Below are 16,914 nucleotides of genomic sequence, written 5' to 3'. Positions count from 1 at the left end.
GGGCAAGCCGGGCGGCGACGCGGGCGACGGGCGCGGCGACGGACGGGGGGACGGACGGGCGCGCGGCGGGCGGCGTCCCGGGCCGCCGCGCGGCGGCGCCCGCCCGCCGGTCGACGAGTCCGACACCAACACGACGGTGCAGCTGCCGTCGCTGCCGTCCGGCCCCGGCAAGAGCGGCCCGCCCAAGAGCCCGCCGCCGAAGGGCCCGCAGGGCGGTGCGCCGCAGGCCGGGCCCGCGCCGTCCGGCCCGTCCCAGAGCGGCCCGTCCCAGAGCGGCCCGCCGCAGGGCACGCCCGTCCAGAGCGGGCTGGCGAAGTCGCCTCCCCCGTCCGGTGCCCCGGCGAACGGGACGTCCGGGCGCCGGCGCTCGGACAAGCCCGCCGACCGGCGCCCGGCCTCGGGGCGCGGCACCGGGCGGCACGGGTCGCGCGGCGCGTCGCAGCACTTCGGCTCCGACCGGCTCGCGGGCCGCGACGCCCCGGACCCGCAGGACAAGTCGGTCGCCGGCGGTGCCGACGAGGACAGCCCGACCAACCGGACCCGGGACGATTTCCACCTCTGAGGGCAGATGACGACCGCGACATCCGGCGCCCCCGGTCCGCCGGGGGGCGCGAACGCCGACCTCGGCAAGCTCGCGCGCGGCGGCGCGCTGAACCTCGCGGGCGCGATGTGCGCCGGGCTCATGGGGTTCGTGCTGATCGTCGCGGTCGTGCGGACCTACGACGAGTCGCTGGCGGGCGCGTTCTTCGCGGCGACGTCGCTGTTCCTGATCCTGAACGCGGTGTCGGGGCTGGGCAGCGACGCGGGCCTGCTGCGCTGGCTGCCGCACCACCTGGCGCTCGGCGAGCGCGCGAACGCGCGCCGGACGGTGCCGATCGCGCTCGTCCCGGTCGTGTCGGCCGCGTGCCTCGCCGGGCTGGGCATGGTGGTCACGGCGCCGTGGTTCGCGGCGCTGGTGCACGGCGACGCGCCGGGCGAGACGACGTCGATGCTGCGCGTCCTCGGCCTGTTCCTCCCGGCGGCGGCGGCGCAGGACGCGCTGCTGGCCGCGACGCGCGGGCACGGCTCGATGCGGCCCACCGTGCTGGTCGACAAGATCTTCCGGCAGGTGGCGCAGGTCGGCGGGGTACTGGTCGCCTACGCGGTGGACGGGGACGCGGCCGTCCTGGCGCTGGCGTGGAGCCTGCCCTACGTGCCGGGCGTGCTCATCGCGGCCGTCCAGTACCGGGCGCTGGCGCGGCGCGCGGGGGGCGGCGGGACTCCCGCGCCGGTCCGCGACCTCGCGGGGCCGTTCTGGCGGTTCACCGGTCCGCGCTCGCTGGCGCAGATCTGCCAGACCGCGCTGCAGCGCTCGGACATCGTGCTGATCGCCGCGCTCGCCTCCCCCCGGGACGCCGCGATCTACACGGCCGCGACCCGGTTCATCGTGTTCGGGCAGCTCGCCGCGCAGTCGCTGCAGCAGGTGATGCAGCCCGCCGTGAGCCGGCACATGGCGATGAAGGACGTCGCGGGCGCCCAGCGGGTCATGGCGGTCGGGACGACCTGGACCGTCGCCGTCACGTGGCCGCTGTACCTGACGCTCGCCGCGGGGGCGCACGTGTTCCTCATGGTGTTCAGCCCCGAGTACGCGGCGGAGGGGCAGAGCACCACGATCGTGCTGGCGCTGACGATGCTGCTGGCGACGGCGGTGGGCCCGGCGGACGTCGTCCTGCTGATGGCGGGGCGCAGCGGGCTCAGCCTGGGCAACAACGCGGCGGCGCTCGTGGTGAACATCGTGCTGAACGTGGTGCTGATCCCGCTGTTCGGGGTGCCGGGCGCGGCGGCGGCGCGGGCCGCGGCGCTCGCCACGCGGAACGTGCTGCCGCTCCTCCAGATCCGCCGCATTCTGGGCATCTCCCCCACCGGTGCCGGATTGTGGCGATCTATCACATATGCCGTCATCTGCTTCGGTATGCTCCCGGTGTGCGTCCAGGCGGCTCTGGGCACGTCGCTCCCGGCGCTGGCGCTGGGCGTCGCCCTGGGGACCGCCGGATACGCGGTGCTGCTCTGGACGGGCCGGGAACGGCTGTCGCTCACCGCGTTCAAGGCCCTGCTGCGGCGCCGCGGCGCCGGGCGGAGCCCCGCCGCCGCGTCGACTCCCGCAGAACGGACCGTCCCGCCCATGGATGAACGAACGCTCCCGCCGGACCGCACGATCCCCGACGGCACATGCCCCGACGGCATGCGGCCGGACCGCACGATCCCCGACCGGCGTCCGTGAGGTCCCTCCGGACGGCCGCGGCGCGCGCCGCGGCCGGTGCGCTCTGCCTCGCCCTGACCGCGGCCTGCGGCGGCATGGACGCCACCGCCGAGGACCCCCGCCCCACCGCGCCCGCCGCGACGGCCGGGGAGGTCTGGAGCGTCGGCCTCGACAGCTTCGGGCAGCTCGGCCGCAAGGCCGACGGGTTCGACGTCGCGCTCGGGCCCGTCCGCGCCCCGACCGGCCGGGGCACGCTGACCGGCGTGCAAGCGCTCGCCGCCGGGGAGCGGCACTCGCTGGCGCTGCTGGCCGACGGACGCGTCCTCGCGTGGGGCAACAACAGCAACGGGCAGCTCGGCGACGGCACGAGCAAACCGCGTTCCCTGCCCGCCCCCGTGCACGCCCCGGACGGCGCCACGGGCGAGCTGCGCGGCGTCACCCGCATCGCGGCCGCCGGGAACCTGTCGGTGGCGCTGCTGTCGGACGGACGGGTCGTGACGTGGGGCGCGGGCGGCAGCGGCCAGCGGGGCATCGGCACCACCGATTCCCCTGCCCGCCCGACGACGGTGCGCGCCCCGGGCGGCGGGGGGCCGCTCACCGGCGTCACGTCGATCGCGACGGGCGACCAGGCGGTGCTCGTCACGATGGCGGACGGGCGCGTCCTGTCGTGGGGCGGCAACCTCGCCGGGATCCTCGGCACCGAGGGAGTGACGGCCCGCGCCCTGCCCGCGCCCGTCACCGGCACGGACGGGCACGGGGAGCTCACCGGGGTGGCCGAGCTCGCCGCCGGGAACAAGCACGCCATCGCCCGGCTGAAGGACGGGCGCGTCCTGTCGTGGGGGAAGAACGACCGCGGCCAGCTCGGCGACGGCACCACCCGGGGGCGCTGGACGCCCGGCCCGGTCGTCGGCGTGTCCGGCGGCGCGCCGTTGCGGGGCGTCACCGCGGTCGCCGCGGGCGGCAAGCACAACTACGCGCTGCTGAAGGACGGGACGATGGTGGCGTGGGGCTCGAACGGCAACGGGCAGCTCGGGACCGGCGGCACGCGGCCGTCCGCCCGCCCCGTCCCGGTGCGGGGCTCCCACACGCCGAAGCTGCGCGGCGTCACCGGCGTCGAGGCGGGCAACGGGTTCGGGGTGGCGCTGCTCGCCGGCGGCAGCGCGCTGACCTGGGGCGCCGCCGGCAAGGGGCAGCTCGGCGCGGGCAGCCGGCTGCCGCGCTCCCGGCCGGGGCCGATCATCCTCGCGCAGGGCGCCCGCGCGGGGGCGTTCCTGTCCGCCGCCGCGGGCGGCCACCACCTGCTGATCCTGATGCAGCCGCGGGACACCCCGTGACGCGTCCGCCGCGGCCGGCGCCGCGCCGCCGCCTCCGGGCGTCGCTGGCCTGCGCCGCACTGTGCGCCGCGACCCTCGCGCCGCCGGGCGCCCGCCGATGCTGCTGGGCGTCACCGCGCACGGCGACGCCGACCTCGCCGAGCGGGAACGGGAGACCGGGCGCCCGCTCGGCGCCGTCCGCGTGTTCCGCCGGTGGGGAGAACCCGTCGTGGACGGCTTCGTCCGGTCGAACGCCCGGTCGCACGTCTTCTTCATCTCGGTGAAGGCGCGCCGCCCGGACGGCACGAAGCTGCGGTGGGCCGACATCGCCTCGGCGCCCCCCGGTGGCGCCATCGACGGCGAGATCCGGCGGCAGGCGCGCGCGCTGAAGGAACTCCCGGGCACGGTGTGGTTCACCTTCAACCACGAGCCGGAGAACAGCGCGTCCTCGGGCATGGGGCGTCCGCGCGAGTACACCGACGCGTGGCGGCGGGTCGTGTCGACGTTCCGGGAGGAGGGCGCGCGCAACGTCCGGTACGTGTGGACGATGACGGACGCCGCGTTCGGCCGCGACGCGTCCCGCTACTACCCCGGCGACGACCACGTCGACGCGATCGGCGTGGACGCCTACAACTGGTTCACGTGCCGGGGACGCGACGAGGGCTGGCGTTCCCTCGGCGAGCTGATCGAGCGGCACCGCCGGTTCGGCGAGAAGCACCCGCACGAGCAGCTGATGATCCTGGAGACCGGCACGGTCGAGGACCCGTCCGATCCGGGCCGCAAGGCGCGGTGGCTCACCGACGCGACCGCGCTGCTCCAGCGGCCGCAGTACCGCCGCTACACGGCGCTGCTGCACTGGGACGCCCGGCACGGGCGGCCCGAGGGCCCGACGTGCGCGTGGGACTACCGCAGCTCCGAGTCGTCGCTGCGCGCCTGGCGGAAGATGGCCGCCGCGCCGGTGTTCGCCGCGGGCGTCCCCTGCCCGCCGAACTGCCGGGAGGAGGACGCCCGCGGGGACGCGCTAGGGCCGGTGCTGGCCGCCGCCGGAGGCGCCGGGGTGCTGGCCGCCCTGGGGGCCGCCGGGTGGCTGCTGCTGCGGTCCCGCCGCCGGGCCCGCACCGGGGGCTCCGGGCCCGCCGGGGGTCCCGGGGGCTCCGGGCCCACCGGGACCGGTCCCCGGGGCGGCTGAACCGCCGGGGCGTCCGGCTCCGGCGGCCCCGGCGGCCGGGGCGGCCTGCGCGGCGCCGCGGCGCTTCCACAGCAGGAACCCGCCGCCCGCGAGCAGCACCAGCACCGCACCGCCGCCCGCGACGGGCAGCAGCGGGAAGCCGCCGTCGTCCTTCGCCGCCTCCTGCGCCGCCCGCTTCTGGACGGCCTCGGCGTGCTCGCTGGCCTGCGCCTTGTCCTCGCCCACCTTCGTCTCGGCGAGCGGCGGCTGCGCGGGCTTCTCCGCGGGCTTGTCCGTCGTGTTCCGGGGCGGCAGGCCCTCCGCCTCCGGGAGCAGCTTCACGAAGCTGATCAGCGCCTTGTCCGGACGGGACCCGTTGGCCGCGACCGCCTTGTCGTAGGCCGTCTTCACCTGCGACTGCGGCAGCGCGGTCGACTTGATCCGCAGCTCCTGACCGCTGATCACCGCGTAGGTGCCCTTGCGGCCCACGCCCTGCACGAGGCCGTTCAGGACGGTGTCGGGCGACTCGCCCTGCGGCAGCACGGCGACGAACACCGGGGAGTGCAGCGCCTTGTTGTCGCGCAGCAGGTCCAGCGCGCCGTCCGACTGGAAGTACTTGGCGCCGGAGTCGACGTAGTAGCCGGCCTCCGCGACCGAGTCGACCACGAGGGTCATGTCGGTGTCGGCGTGGGCGGCCGCGGGCGGCGCCAGCAGCGCCGCGGCGGCGGCCGCGGGCAGGACGAGGGACAGGCGGCGGCCTGCGGGCGGTCGTACGCGCACGGGACGGCTCCTCGCAGCGGCTCGGGGGGTTGGGGGAGGGGAAGGGGATCGGTCAGACATATCCGTAGTGCCGCAGCAGCGGCAGGGTCAGGGCGGTGACGGCACGGCGCCGCGCCGGCGGCATCTTCTCGCGCCACGCGTCGTCGCGGCGCAGCTCGACCCGTCCCGTCGTGAACCGCATCGGGTTGCCGGACGCGGTGTGGTTCGCCGACAGCGTCGCGTGGTCGTCCTCGAGGAAGGCGAGGTCGCCGTCCGTCACCGGCAGCCCGGCGAACTCGGCGATGCCCCGCAGCGTCCCGCGCGGGTCGGCGAGGAACTCCTCGTACCGCACCGTCCGCACCGGGACGCCGCGGCGCCCCAGCAGCGCGAACGCCCCGTTCGCGGCGTTCCAGTGCATCGCGACCTTGTGCGGCGACCAGCGCGCCATGTACTGCTCGGGGCTCGCCTCGGTCGCCTCCGGGCGGCGGATCTCCTTCGACCACGACTGCGCCACGCCCCGGCTGTCCCGCAGGACGTGCGCGACCCGCAGGTCGAGACGTCCCTCGGCGGCCGCGGAGCGCAGGCAGAACGCGAGCGACGCGTGCTTGCTGGAGTCGATGAGCAGCCGCGCGCCGCTCACCTGCCGGACGGCGTCGTACAGCCGCTCGTAGTAGCGGACGTACGCGGCGAGGGGCTCGCGCAGGTCGTCCGGCACCTCGCCCCGCGCCAGCGCCGGGATGTGGCGGGTGCGGTCGACCGGGTCCTTCACCGCGCGGAACTCCGCGAGGTCGAAGGCGTCCCAGCCGCCGAACGCCAGCTCGCCGACCTTCCCCCAGAACGGGCATTCCGGGAACGGGACGCCGCAGCCGCACTTCTCGGCCGCGCCGACGCCGCGCTCCCACAGGTGCACGACCTCGCCGAGCGACGCGGTGCCCGGAAGCTCACCGAGGAGACGCTCGATCAGCGTGGTCCCGCTGCGCCCGAGAGCCCCGATGAACAGCACCCGCACGGGGGCGTCCACTGCCATGCCACCTCACCCGAAAAGCCTGCCGTGTCACAGGACCACGGCGGCGCCGATATGCCTGCGACGTGCCATCACCGTACAGTTCGCCCGGACGTGCCGGGCGCGAATCGCACAGGTCCCGTTGCCCGGGACCGGTCAGATGCCCCGCCCGCGCGCGTGCAGCGCCAGCAGCACCCGCTTGCCCGACACCGCGCCGGACGCGACGGCGAGCGCGAACGGGACCCGCCGCTCCGCGGGGTTCGCCTTCAGCGCGCGCGCCGACCAGCGCAGCGCGTCCTTACGGCGCCCGACGGTCGCGCACCCGAACGCGAGCTGCCCGTACACCCGCGCCGCCGCGCCCGGCACCTCGCCGATCTCCGGGTACCGCTCCAGGAACCACTCCAGCGCCGCCACCTTCGTCTCCCACGCCTGCGCGTAGTACGACGTCAGCCCCCACAGCACCCGGACGTACGGGACGTCGACGTTCACGACCGGCGCGCGGCGCGCGGCGCGCAGCGCGAGGTCCCAGTCCTCGCCCTGGCTGCCGGGGATCGACTCGTCCACCATGCCGATCTCGACGAGCGGCGCGCGGCGCGCCACGTACGTGGACGAGTGCACGCTCATCATCCGGTCCTTGATGAGCGCGTCGTAGGTGACGCGGTCGGTCCCGGCGAGCCGCGGCAGTTCCCGGCCGTCGAAGTCGACGAGGATGCCGGAGCTGCACAGCACCGTGCCCGGCTCGTCCTTCAGCGCCGCCTCCAGCGCCGCGACCTGCGCGGCGAGCTTGCCGGGGAGCCACTGGTCGTCGTCGTCGCAGAACGCGACCAGGTCGGTGTCCAGGTGCAGGATGCCGCTGTTGCGGGCGCCCGCCAGGCCCGGTTCCCGCGTGTTCGCGATGACCTCGACGCGGTCGCCGGCGAGGCTCTGGTCCGGCTCGGCGCGGTCGAACACGACGACGGCGCGCAGCTCCCCGTCGTAGTCCTGCGCGAGCACCGACTCCAGCGCGCGGCGCAGCAGCTCCGGCCGGTTGTGCGTGGGAAGCACCACTCCGACGGATGGGGGCATCGACGACCTGCCTTGCTCGAGTTGTTGGGGGGATCGGCGGCGGGGCGCGGGACCGGACGGCCGTCCGGTCCCGCGCCCCGCCGCCCGCGAGGGGTCCTAGCGGCCGGTGCCGATGATCATGCCGGCGCCGACGGTGTTGTTGGTGGCCTCGTCGACGAGGATGAACCCGCCGGTGAGCCGGTTGCGGGCGTAGTCGTCCACGAACAGCGGCTGCGTCACCCGCATGCTGATCCGGCCGATCTCGTTCAGCGCGAGCCCGTCGGCCCGGTCGTCGCGGTGCAGCGTGTTGACGTCCAGCCGGTAGTGCAGCTCCTTGACCATCGCCTTCGCGGTGCGGGTGGTGTGCTTGACGACCAGCCTGGACCGGGGCGTGAGGGTGCGGTCCGGGGTCATCCAGCAGACCATCGCCTCGATGTCCTGCGCGACCTCCGGCCGGTTGTTCGGCCGGGCGATCATGTCGCCGCGGGAGATGTCGATGTCGTCGGCCAGCCGCAGCGTCACCGACATCGGCGCGTACGCCTCCTCGACCGGCCCGCGCGGCCCGTCGATGTGCGTGATCGTCGTCGTCAGCCCGGACGGCAGGTGCACCACCTCGTCGCCCGGCTTCAGGACGCCGCCCGCGACCTGCCCCGCGTAACCCCGGTAGTCGTGCAGCTCCGGGTCGGTGGAGGCGTGCGGGCGGATCACGTACTGCACCGGGAACCGCACGTCGATCAGGTTGCGGTCCGACGCGATGTGGACGTGCTCCAGGGTGTGCAGCAGCGACGACCCCTCGTACCAGGGCATGTTGACGCTGCGCTCCACGACGTTGTCGCCGTGCAGGGCCGAGATCGGCACGAACGTCAGGTCGGTGACGTCCAGCTTGGACGCGAACGCGGTGAACTCGTCCACGATCCGCTGGTAGGTCGCCTGGTCGTAGTCGACCAGGTCCATCTTGTTGACCGCCACCACCAGGTGCGGCACCTGCAGCAGCGTCGCGAGGAACGCGTGCCGCCGCGACTGCTCCAGGATCCCCTTGCGGGCGTCCACCAGGATGATCGCCAGATCGGACGTGGACGCGCCCGTCACCATGTTCCGGGTGTACTGGATGTGCCCGGGGGTGTCGGCGATGATGAACTTGCGGCGCGGCGTCGCGAAGTACCGGTACGCCACGTCGATCGTGATGCCCTGCTCCCGCTCGGCCCGCAGGCCGTCGGTCAGCAGCGCCAGGTTCGTGTACTCCTCGCCGCGGTCCGCGCTGGTCTTCTCGACGGACTCCAGCTGGTCCTCGAAGATCGACTTGGAGTCGAACAGCAGCCGGCCGATCAGCGTCGACTTGCCGTCGTCGACGCTCCCCGCCGTGGCGAACCGCAGGATGTCCATCGGCTTCCCGGCGGCCTGCGCCTGCTCCGGGGACAGCGGGTGCTCAGATGACGCGGTCGCCATTAGAAGTAGCCCTCCTTCTTGCGGTCTTCCATGGCCGCCTCGCTCGTCCGGTCGTCCGCGCGGGTCTGCCCCCGCTCGGTGATCCGCGTCGCCGCGATCTCCTCGATCACCGCGTCGAGCGACTCCGCCGCCGACTTCACCGCGCCCGTGCACGACGCGTCCCCGACCGTCCGGTACCGGACCGTCGCCTCGAACTCCGGCTCGTCGTCCCCCCGGTTCGCGAACCCGGTCTGCGCGTCCAGCAGCAGCCCGTCCCGCTCGAACACCCGCCGGGTGTGCGCGAAGTAGATCGACGGGAGCTCCAGCCCCTCACGGCGCACGTAGTCCCAGATGTCGAGCTCCGTCCAGTTCGACAGGGGGAACACCCGGACGTGCTCGCCGCGCGTGATCCGCGTGTTGAACAGGTTCCACAGCTCCGGACGCTGGTTCTTCGGATCCCACTGGCCGAACTCGTCCCGGAACGACACCACCCGCTCCTTGGCGCGGGCCTTCTCCTCGTCCCGGCGGGCACCGCCGAACGCCGCGTCGAACCCGTGCTCCTCGATCGCGTCCAGCAGCGTCACCGTCTGCAGCCGGTTCCGGGACGCGCGGCGCCCCTTCTCCTCCACGACCCGGCCCTTGTCGATCGACTCCTGCACCGACGCCACCACCAGCCGGACGCCCGTCTCGGCGACCCGCCGGTCACGGAACTCGATGACCTCCGGGAAGTTGTGCCCGGTGTCGACGTGCATCACCGGGAACGGGATCGGCGCCGGCCAGAACGCCTTCTCGGCCAGGCGCAGCATCACGATGCTGTCCTTGCCGCCCGAGAACAGCAGCACCGGCTTCTCGAACTCGGCCGCCACCTCCCGGAAGATGTGAATCGACTCCGACTCTAGGACGTCCAACTGGGACAGCAGATAATCGCCACGCTGCATGATCTGGGGCTTCTCTCCACGAACTGGCAGGTACTACCGGTGGCACGCGACGGGCGCACCCGTCCACCGGCTCGAACGACGGCCGCGAGGCGGGATCACGTCGGCAGCGCGTCGCTCACGTCCCGGATGCCGGTCAGCAGCGTCGACGCCGACACGGGATGACACACCAGGATATCCGGCAACCTGGGGTCCTCACGGTTGTACGCGAGCGCCGCCCCGTCGACGCGGGACGCGTGCGCGCCCGCGGCGAGCGCCACCGCCGCCGGAGCCGCCGAATCCCACTCGTACTGGCCGCCCGCGTGCACGTACGCGTCGACCTCGCCGAGCAGCACCGCGGAGATCTTCGCGCCCGCGGAACCGATCGGCACCAGCTCCACGTCCGGCTCGATCGCGTCCGCCAGCCGGCGGACGAACTCCGGCGGCCGCGTCCGCGACACCGCGATCCGCAGCTTCCCCGCGTCCGGCGCCGGAACGTGCAGCGGCCCCTCCCGCGGCAGGCCCCGCCGGTCCACGACCGAACCCGCCACGACCGAACCCGCACCGCCCGACCCCGCACCGCCCGACCCCGCACCGCCCGACCCCGCGCCGCCCGTCACGGCGTCCGGCCCGCTCGGCTCCTCCCGGACCAGCGACGCACCGCCCGTCGCGTCCGTCCGCAGCGTCACGCCCTGCGCCGGCAGCGCCACCGCGCCCGCCGCGAGCCGCCCCGCCGGGGAACCGTCCCGCACCCACAGCGCCACGTGCACCGCCCAGTCCCGCCGGCCCTCCTCGGAGAACTCCCGGGTGCCGTCCAGCGGGTCGACGATCCACACCCGGTCCGCCGACAGCCGCCGCGCGTCGGCGGTGTTCGCCGTCGGCGCCGCGTCCGCCCCCGCCGCCCGCTTGCCCGCCACCGAGGAACGGCCCTCCTCGGACAGGATCGCGTCACCGGGACAGCGTTCCGCCAGCGCCCCCATCAGGTACTCGTGCGACCGCAGATCGCCCGTGTCCTTCAGCGCCCGCGCGTCGGCGAACCCCAGCTCGTCCCGCACGCCCAGCAGCAGCCGCCCCGCCGCCGCGGCCAGCTCCGCCGCCAGCGCGTGATCGTCCGCCACCGTCTGATCCGTCATCCTCGACCACATTCCCGACTCGACTGGTCTGCCCGGTCTACAATCTCACGGCCGCCCGGCCCGCCCGCCCCTCGGGGCGGCTAGTACGCGCCCGACCCCCGGAACACCGCCGACCAGGTCTTCCAGATGATCTGCAGGTCCAGCGCCAGGGTCCAGTTGTCCACGTACCGCAGATCCAACCGGACCGACTCCTCCCACGTCAGATCCGAACGCCCGCTCACCTGCCACAGCCCCGTCAAACCGGGCTTCACCACCAGCCGCCGGTACACGTCCCCGCCGTACTGCGCCACCTCGTCCGGCAGCGGCGGACGCGGCCCCACCAGCGACATGTCGCCCCGCAACACGTTGATCAACTGCGGGAGCTCGTCCAGCGAGTAACGGCGCAGCCACCGCCCGACCGAGGTGATCCGCGGATCCGCCCGCATCTTGAACAGCACCCCGTCGCCCTCGTTGCTGGCCAGCAGCTCCGCCTTCCGCGCCTCCGCGTCCTGCACCATCGTCCGGAACTTCAGCACCGTGAACTCCCGGCCGCCGCGCCCCACCCGCGTCTGCCGGAACATCACCGGCCCCGCGCTCGTCGCCCTGATCAGCACCGCGACCACCAGCAGCAGCGGGCTCAGCACCAGCAGCCCGGCGAACGCCGCCGCCCGGTCGAACAGCCCCTTCAGCACCTTCCGGCCGCCGTCCAGCTCCGGATGCTCCACATGCAGCAACGGCAGCCCCGACACCGGACGGATCGAGATCCGCGGCCCCGCCACGTCCATCAGCGCCGGCGCCACCACCAGCTCCACATCGTTCCGCTCGATCTGCCACGCGAGCCGCCGCAGCGCCGTCCCGTCCAGCTCCGGGCACGCCAGCACCGCCACCGAATCCGCGCCGACCCGATCCGCGACCGCCGCCGTCTGCCCGAAGTCGCCCAGCACCGGGACGCCCTCCACCTCGGCCACCGCGTCGTCCCCGGACACCAGCGCCGGCGGCAGGCACACCGCCGCGATGTCCATCCCGTGGTACCGCTTCTCCCGCAGCAACCGGATCAGGTCCTCCACCGACGTGCGGTGCCCGACCGCCACCACACGCCGCATGTACTGCCCGTGCCACCGCTTCCGATGCAGCCACTTCCGCAGCCGGTACCGCGCCACCACCGCCAGGAACGTCCCCAGCGGCATCGCCATCACCACGTAACCCCGCGCCACGTCCGTCTTCGACGCGTACGCGATGATCGCGATGCCCGCGGTGAAGATGAACCCCGCCCGCAGCACCCGGTGGAACTCCTCGTACCCCACCCCGATGTACCGCGGCTGGTACGCCCGGCACAGCATCAGCACCGGCACCCACACCAGCGGCAACGCCACCGTCAGCACCATGTACGGCGTGTGCCAGTCCGTCGGCACCCCCGGGAACCGCAGCAGGAACGCGATCACCCCCGCCGCCAGCATGCTGAGGAAATCCAGGAACCCCGCGATCCTCCGGTACCGCGCGCTCCACTCCTGGGTCTGCGAGTACCGCTTCTCTTGGCGGATCGATGACTCGGCCGGAACCTTGTCAACGACGGCCATACTTCCTCACCAACCCTTGTAACGCGCGCCCCGAAAAGTTCGATCCCCCACAGGGACGCCTGAAGGACCCCCCAGGTTCACCTGATTCTTGAAACTCCCAGGAAGAACCCCATACCCCGCGTTTGCCCGGCGCCCGAGATCAACCCGAATGATAAGCGTTCTGCGCCGCCGCCAAGCCGTCCCCGAGCAACGCCTCCACCGCGTCCGCCGCCCGCTCCACCTCGACGCCCAGATCGCGCCGCTCCGCCGCCGAGAAGTCCCTCAGGACGAACGACGCCGCGTCCATCCGCCCGGGCGGGCGCCCCACACCGAACCGCACCCGCAGATACTCCCGGTCCCCCAGCGACCGCGTCACCGACCGCAACCCGTTGTGACCGTTGTCGCCCCCGCCCTTCTTCAACCGCACCGCCCCGAACGGGATGTCCAGCTCGTCATGGACGACCACCACCCGCTCCACCGGCACCTTGTAGAAGTCCCGCAACCCCCGCACCGGACCACCCGACTCGTTCATGAACGACCGCGGCTTCGCCAGCACCACCCGCTCCCCCGCCAGCCGCCCCTCCAGCACGTCCGACCGCGACCCGAACAGCTTCGACCGGTGCGCCTTGAACGCCCCCCCGACCCGGCCCGCCAGAACATCCAGCACCATGAACCCCGCGTTGTGCCGATTGCCCTCGTACTTCGGCCCCGGATTCCCCAGGCCCACCACCAGCCACATGTCCGCGCTCACCCGAACCCCCTCACCGCACATCCTCCAACGGACGACGGCCCCCGCCGGTGCGCACACCGGCGGAGGCCGTCACACGTCGCGGCACGGCCACACGGCCGCAACCGGTCACCCGGGCGCCACCGGCACCCGGGGAAACGTCACTCGCTCGCCTCGGGGGTGTTGACGTCCGTGGCGGGCCCCTCGCCCTCGGCCGGCGCCGCCTCGGTCTCCTCCGTCGCGCCCGCCGACACCGTCGCGTCGGTGATCTGCACGATCAGGATCTCCTCGTCCGCCGCGAGCGTCGTGCCCGACGGCAGCTTCAGGTCCCTCGCCAGCACCTGCGTGTCGATCTCCAGCCCGGTGACGTCCAGCTCCACCGACTCCGGAATGTGCGTCGCCTCGGTCTCGACCTGGATCTCCACCACCGACTGCGACACCACGCCGCCCGCGACCACGTCGCCGACGACGTTCACCGGCAGGTCCACGACGACCTTCTCGCCGCGCTTCACGATCAGCAGGTCGACGTGCTCCAGGAACCCCTTGATCGGGTCCCGCTGGACGTCCTTCGGCAGCGCCAGCCGCTTCCCGCCGTCGAGACCCTCGATGGCCAGCAGCGCGTTCGGCGTCTTCAGCGCCATCATCAGCTCATGGCCCGGCAGCGAGATGTGCGTCGGGTCGGTGCCGTGACCGTAGAGGACGGCGGGCACCTTGCCGGCCCGGCGGGTGCGCCGCGCGGCACCCTTACCGAACTCGGTGCGCGGCTCGGCGGCAATGCGTACCTCGGACACGGCGAAAACTCCTTGTTGTTGCGATCCACGGCCGTCCGCCATCGGACGTCCGCTACGGACAAAGCGAATCAGGCGATGCTCGATGCGTCAGGCGCCTCGAAGATTCTTTGCGTTCCCCCCGGGGAGCACGGGACCGAACCGGCACCGCACTGAACGACCCAAGGGCATACGCGGGATTCAGCAAGTCTAGCCGATCCCCGTAACGCGCGATCCACCCGGTGGACACACGGGCGCCCCGAACGCCCGTGCCCGGCCCGCCGTGGGGCGGGCCGGGCACGACCGGCGGCGAACGGCGGCCTAGCTGTGACCGCCGAACAGGCTCGTCACCGAACCGTCGCTGAACACCTCGTTGATCGCCCGCGCGATCAACGGCGCGATCGACAGCACCGTCAGCTTGTCGAACTGCTTGTCCTCCGGAATCGGCAGCGTGTTCGTCAGCACCACCTCGGAGATACGCGAGTTCTTCAACCGGTCCACCGCCGGCCCCGACAGGACACCGTGCGTCGCCGCCACGACCACCCGCGTCGCACCGTTCTCGAACAGCGCGTCCGCCGCCTTCACGATCGTCCCGCCCGTGTCGATCATGTCGTCCACCACGACACAGGTCCGGCCCTCGACCTCACCGACGACGTCGAACACCTTCACCTCGTTCGCCACGTCCGGGTCGCGCTTCTTGTGGATGATCGCCATCGGGACACCGCCCAGCCGATCACTCCACCGCTCCGTCACCCGCACCCGGCCCGCGTCCGGCGCCACCACCGTCACGTTCGACAGGTCGAGCCTGCTCTCGAAGTGCCGCGCCAGCAGATCCAGCGCGAACAGATGATCCACGGGCGCATTGAAGAACCCCTGGATCTGCGCCGTGTGCAGATCCACCGTGATCACCCGGTCCGCCCCGGCCGTGCTGAACAGATCCGCCATCAGCCGCGCCGAGATCGGCTCCCGGCCCCGGTGCTTCTTGTCCTGCCGCGCATACCCGAAGAACGGCGCCACCACCGTGATCCGCTTGGCCGACGCGCGCTTCAGCGCGTCCACCATGATCAGCTGCTCCATGATCCACTGGTTGATGGGAGCGGTGTGGCTCTGGATCACGAAGGCGTCGGAACCGCGCACCGACTCCAAGAACCGCACGAACGTCTCACCGTTCGCGAAGTCATACGCCGACGTCGGCGTCAACTCGACGTGGAGGTGGTCGGCAACTTCCTTGGCCAGGTCCGGGTGGGCTCGGCCGGAGAAGAGCATCAGCTTCTTCTGACCGCTCGCTTTGATCCCACTCACCTTTGAACGACTCCCCCTCAATGGAACTGTGCTTCACGTGGGTTGTTGTCCCCACTCCCCGCGCGCGCAAGAGTCCGCGCGCACGGGTCGTCTGTTGTTCGCGGGGGACGCCGCTGTCCGCCCTGCCTTGCACCCCGGAGGGCGGCCTACTCGGCCTCGTCCCGGGCCCGCCGCGCCGCCTCGGCCGAAGCCGTCCCGGCCCGCCGGCGCTCCACCCAGCCCTCCACGTTGCGCTGCCGCGCCCGCGCCACCGCCATCGCACCCGGCGGCACGTCCTGCACGATCACGGAACCGGCCGCCGTGTAGGCGCCGTCCCCGACCGTCACCGGCGCGACGATCATGTTGTCGCTGCCGACCCGGACATGGGAACCGATCACGCTGCGATGCTTCTCGACACCGTCGTAGTTCACGAACACCGAACTCGCCCCGATGTTCGACCCCGCGCCGATCTCCGCGTCGCCCACGTACGTCAGGTGGGGGACCTTCGCCCCCTCGCCCACGTCCGCGTTCTTCGTCTCAACGTACGTCCCGACCTTCGCCTTCCCGGCGAGCCTCGTCCCCGGCCGCAGGTACGCGTACGGCCCCACGGACGCCTCCGGCCCGATCTCCGCACCGACGCACACCGCGTTCACCACCACCGCGTCCGCGCCCACCCTCGTGTCCGTCAGCGTGCAGCCCGGGCCGACCCGCGCGCCCGCCCCCAGATGGGTGGCCCCGTGCAACTGCGTGCCCGGCAGCACCTCGGCGTCCGGCTCCGCCGTCACCTGCACGTCGATCCACGTGGACGCCGGATCCACGATCGTCACCCCGGCCCGCATGTGGGCCTCCAGGATGCGGTCGTTGAGCTGCCGCCGCGCCTGCGCGAGCTGCACCCGGTCGTTCACGCCCTGCGTCTCGACCCAGTCCGCGACCAGGTGGGCGCCCGCCCGGTGCCCGTCGCCCCGCAGGATCGCCACCACGTCGGTGAGGTACTCCTCGCCGCCCGCGTTGTCCGTGGTCACCCGCTTGAGCGCGTCCTCCAGCAGCGACCCGTCGAACGCGTACATCCCGACGTTGATCTCGTTGACCGCCCGCTGCTCCGCGGACGCGTCCTTGTGCTCGACGATCGCCTCGACGCTCCCGTCACCGGCCCGGATCATCCGCCCGTACCCGGTCGCGTCCGGCATCTCGGTCGTCAGCACGGTGACCGCGTTGCCCTCGTCCTCGTGCGTCCGCACCAGGTCGGCGAGCGTCTCCGAGCGCAGCAGCGGGTGGTCGCCGTTCGTGACGACGACCGTCCCGTCCATGGCCCCGATCTCCTCGAGCGCCATCCGGACGGCGTGGCCCGTCCCGTTCTGCTCGTCCTGCACGACGGCGCGCGCCTCCGGCACGTGCTCGTCCAGGTGCGCGACGACCTGCTCCCTGCGATGCCCGACGACCACGACGAGCCGCTCGGGTTCCAGACCCCGCGCGGCGGCCAGCACATGCCCGAGCATGCTGCGCCCGCAGAGTTCGTGAAGCACCTTCGAGGTGCGGGACTTCATCCGGGTGCCCTCGCCCGCGGCGAGAACGATGACGGCGGCCGGACGGCTGGCGCTCACAAGGA

Annotated in this window: 13 protein-coding genes and 1 pseudogene; 4 read left to right on the top strand and 10 right to left on the bottom strand. The window is 73.2% G+C overall.

From position 1 onward, the window contains the following. From ACFQ11_RS13185 to ACFQ11_RS13170, 4 genes and pseudogenes are all read left to right on the top strand, one after another. Positions 1-562, top strand: a pseudogene (locus ACFQ11_RS13185) (hypothetical protein); the annotation flags it as partial. 6 nt (positions 563-568) lie between these two features. After that, positions 569-2,260 (top strand): lipopolysaccharide biosynthesis protein, encoded by a 1,692-nt coding sequence (locus ACFQ11_RS13180; protein ID WP_378298567.1) that lies wholly within the window; start codon positions 569-571, stop codon positions 2,258-2,260. Beyond that, positions 2,257-3,573, top strand: coding sequence for an RCC1-like domain-containing protein (locus tag ACFQ11_RS13175; RefSeq protein WP_378298566.1), 1,317 nt, complete (start codon positions 2,257-2,259; stop codon positions 3,571-3,573). The genes ACFQ11_RS13180 and ACFQ11_RS13175 overlap by 4 nt, the downstream gene beginning before the upstream one ends. A 61-nt stretch (positions 3,574-3,634) precedes the next feature. Continuing rightward, positions 3,635-4,741: a glycosyl hydrolase gene (locus tag ACFQ11_RS13170; protein WP_378298565.1), complete on the top strand. Its 1,107-nt coding sequence runs from the start codon at positions 3,635-3,637 to the stop codon at positions 4,739-4,741. Positions 4,742-5,552: 811 nt separating this feature from the next. On the opposite strand, the gene ACFQ11_RS13165 is transcribed toward ACFQ11_RS13170, so the two are convergent. The 10 genes from ACFQ11_RS13165 to glmU all read right to left on the bottom strand — a co-directional run bounded on the left by ACFQ11_RS13165 (position 5,553) and on the right by glmU (position 16,909). Further along, positions 5,553-6,506, bottom strand: coding sequence for a sulfotransferase (locus ACFQ11_RS13165; RefSeq protein ID WP_378298564.1), 954 nt, complete (start codon positions 6,504-6,506; stop codon positions 5,553-5,555). A 132-nt stretch (positions 6,507-6,638) separates the two neighbouring features. Continuing rightward, positions 6,639-7,529 (bottom strand): glycosyltransferase family 2 protein, encoded by an 891-nt coding sequence (locus tag ACFQ11_RS13160; protein ID WP_378298563.1) that lies wholly within the window; start codon positions 7,527-7,529, stop codon positions 6,639-6,641. Between the two features lie 114 nt (positions 7,530-7,643). Next, positions 7,644-8,909 carry a sulfate adenylyltransferase subunit 1 gene (locus tag ACFQ11_RS13155; RefSeq protein WP_378298569.1) on the bottom strand — a complete coding sequence of 422 codons (1,266 nt, stop codon included), beginning with the start codon at positions 8,907-8,909 and terminating at the stop codon, positions 7,644-7,646. Between the two features lie 62 nt (positions 8,910-8,971). Beyond that, the gene (cysD, locus tag ACFQ11_RS13150) at positions 8,972-9,889 is read right to left on the bottom strand and encodes a sulfate adenylyltransferase subunit CysD (protein WP_378298562.1); all 918 of its coding nucleotides are present in this window, start codon (positions 9,887-9,889) and stop codon (positions 8,972-8,974) included. Positions 9,890-9,984: 95 nt separating this feature from the next. Then, complete coding sequence (locus ACFQ11_RS13145; protein ID WP_378298561.1) at positions 9,985-10,998, bottom strand: inositol monophosphatase family protein; 1,014 nt, start codon at positions 10,996-10,998, stop codon at positions 9,985-9,987. Between the two features lie 80 nt (positions 10,999-11,078). Continuing rightward, on the bottom strand, positions 11,079-12,554 hold the full coding sequence (locus ACFQ11_RS13140) for a sugar transferase (protein WP_378298560.1): 1,476 nt from the start codon (positions 12,552-12,554) through the stop codon (positions 11,079-11,081). A 139-nt stretch (positions 12,555-12,693) separates the two neighbouring features. Beyond that, positions 12,694-13,305: an aminoacyl-tRNA hydrolase gene (gene pth, locus ACFQ11_RS13135; protein WP_378298559.1), complete on the bottom strand. Its 612-nt coding sequence runs from the start codon at positions 13,303-13,305 to the stop codon at positions 12,694-12,696. A gap of 116 nt (positions 13,306-13,421) precedes the next feature. Further along, the gene (locus ACFQ11_RS13130) at positions 13,422-14,051 is read right to left on the bottom strand and encodes a 50S ribosomal protein L25/general stress protein Ctc (RefSeq protein WP_378298558.1); all 630 of its coding nucleotides are present in this window, start codon (positions 14,049-14,051) and stop codon (positions 13,422-13,424) included. Positions 14,052-14,348: 297 nt separating this feature from the next. Further along, positions 14,349-15,329, bottom strand: a complete 981-nt coding sequence (locus tag ACFQ11_RS13125; RefSeq protein WP_378298557.1) for a ribose-phosphate diphosphokinase — start codon at positions 15,327-15,329, stop codon at positions 14,349-14,351. Between the two features lie 146 nt (positions 15,330-15,475). Further along, positions 15,476-16,909 carry a bifunctional UDP-N-acetylglucosamine diphosphorylase/glucosamine-1-phosphate N-acetyltransferase GlmU gene (glmU, locus tag ACFQ11_RS13120; protein ID WP_378298556.1) on the bottom strand — a complete coding sequence of 478 codons (1,434 nt, stop codon included), beginning with the start codon at positions 16,907-16,909 and terminating at the stop codon, positions 15,476-15,478. Positions 16,910-16,914: the final 5 nt, after the last annotated feature.

Origin of the sequence: Actinomadura sediminis (genome assembly GCF_042675525.1) — a bacterium.
In the GTDB taxonomy this organism is placed as follows: domain Bacteria; phylum Actinomycetota; class Actinomycetes; order Streptosporangiales; family Streptosporangiaceae; genus Spirillospora; species Spirillospora sediminis.
Note: the sequence above shows the minus strand (reverse complement) of the source record. Positions and strands in the feature narration are given on the sequence as shown.

Coding starts and splice junctions, on each gene's coding strand:
- ACFQ11_RS13180 (WP_378298567.1), top strand. CDS start 569: ATGACGACCGCGACATCCGGCGCCCCCGGTCCGCCGGGGGGCGCGAAC.
- ACFQ11_RS13165 (WP_378298564.1), bottom strand. CDS start 6,506: ATGGCAGTGGACGCCCCCGTGCGGGTGCTGTTCATCGGGGCTCTCGGG.
- ACFQ11_RS13155 (WP_378298569.1), bottom strand. CDS start 8,909: ATGGACATCCTGCGGTTCGCCACGGCGGGGAGCGTCGACGACGGCAAG.
- cysD (WP_378298562.1), bottom strand. CDS start 9,889: ATGCAGCGTGGCGATTATCTGCTGTCCCAGTTGGACGTCCTAGAGTCG.
- ACFQ11_RS13145 (WP_378298561.1), bottom strand. CDS start 10,998: ATGACGGATCAGACGGTGGCGGACGATCACGCGCTGGCGGCGGAGCTG.
- ACFQ11_RS13140 (WP_378298560.1), bottom strand. CDS start 12,554: ATGGCCGTCGTTGACAAGGTTCCGGCCGAGTCATCGATCCGCCAAGAG.
- pth (WP_378298559.1), bottom strand. CDS start 13,305: ATGTGCGGTGAGGGGGTTCGGGTGAGCGCGGACATGTGGCTGGTGGTG.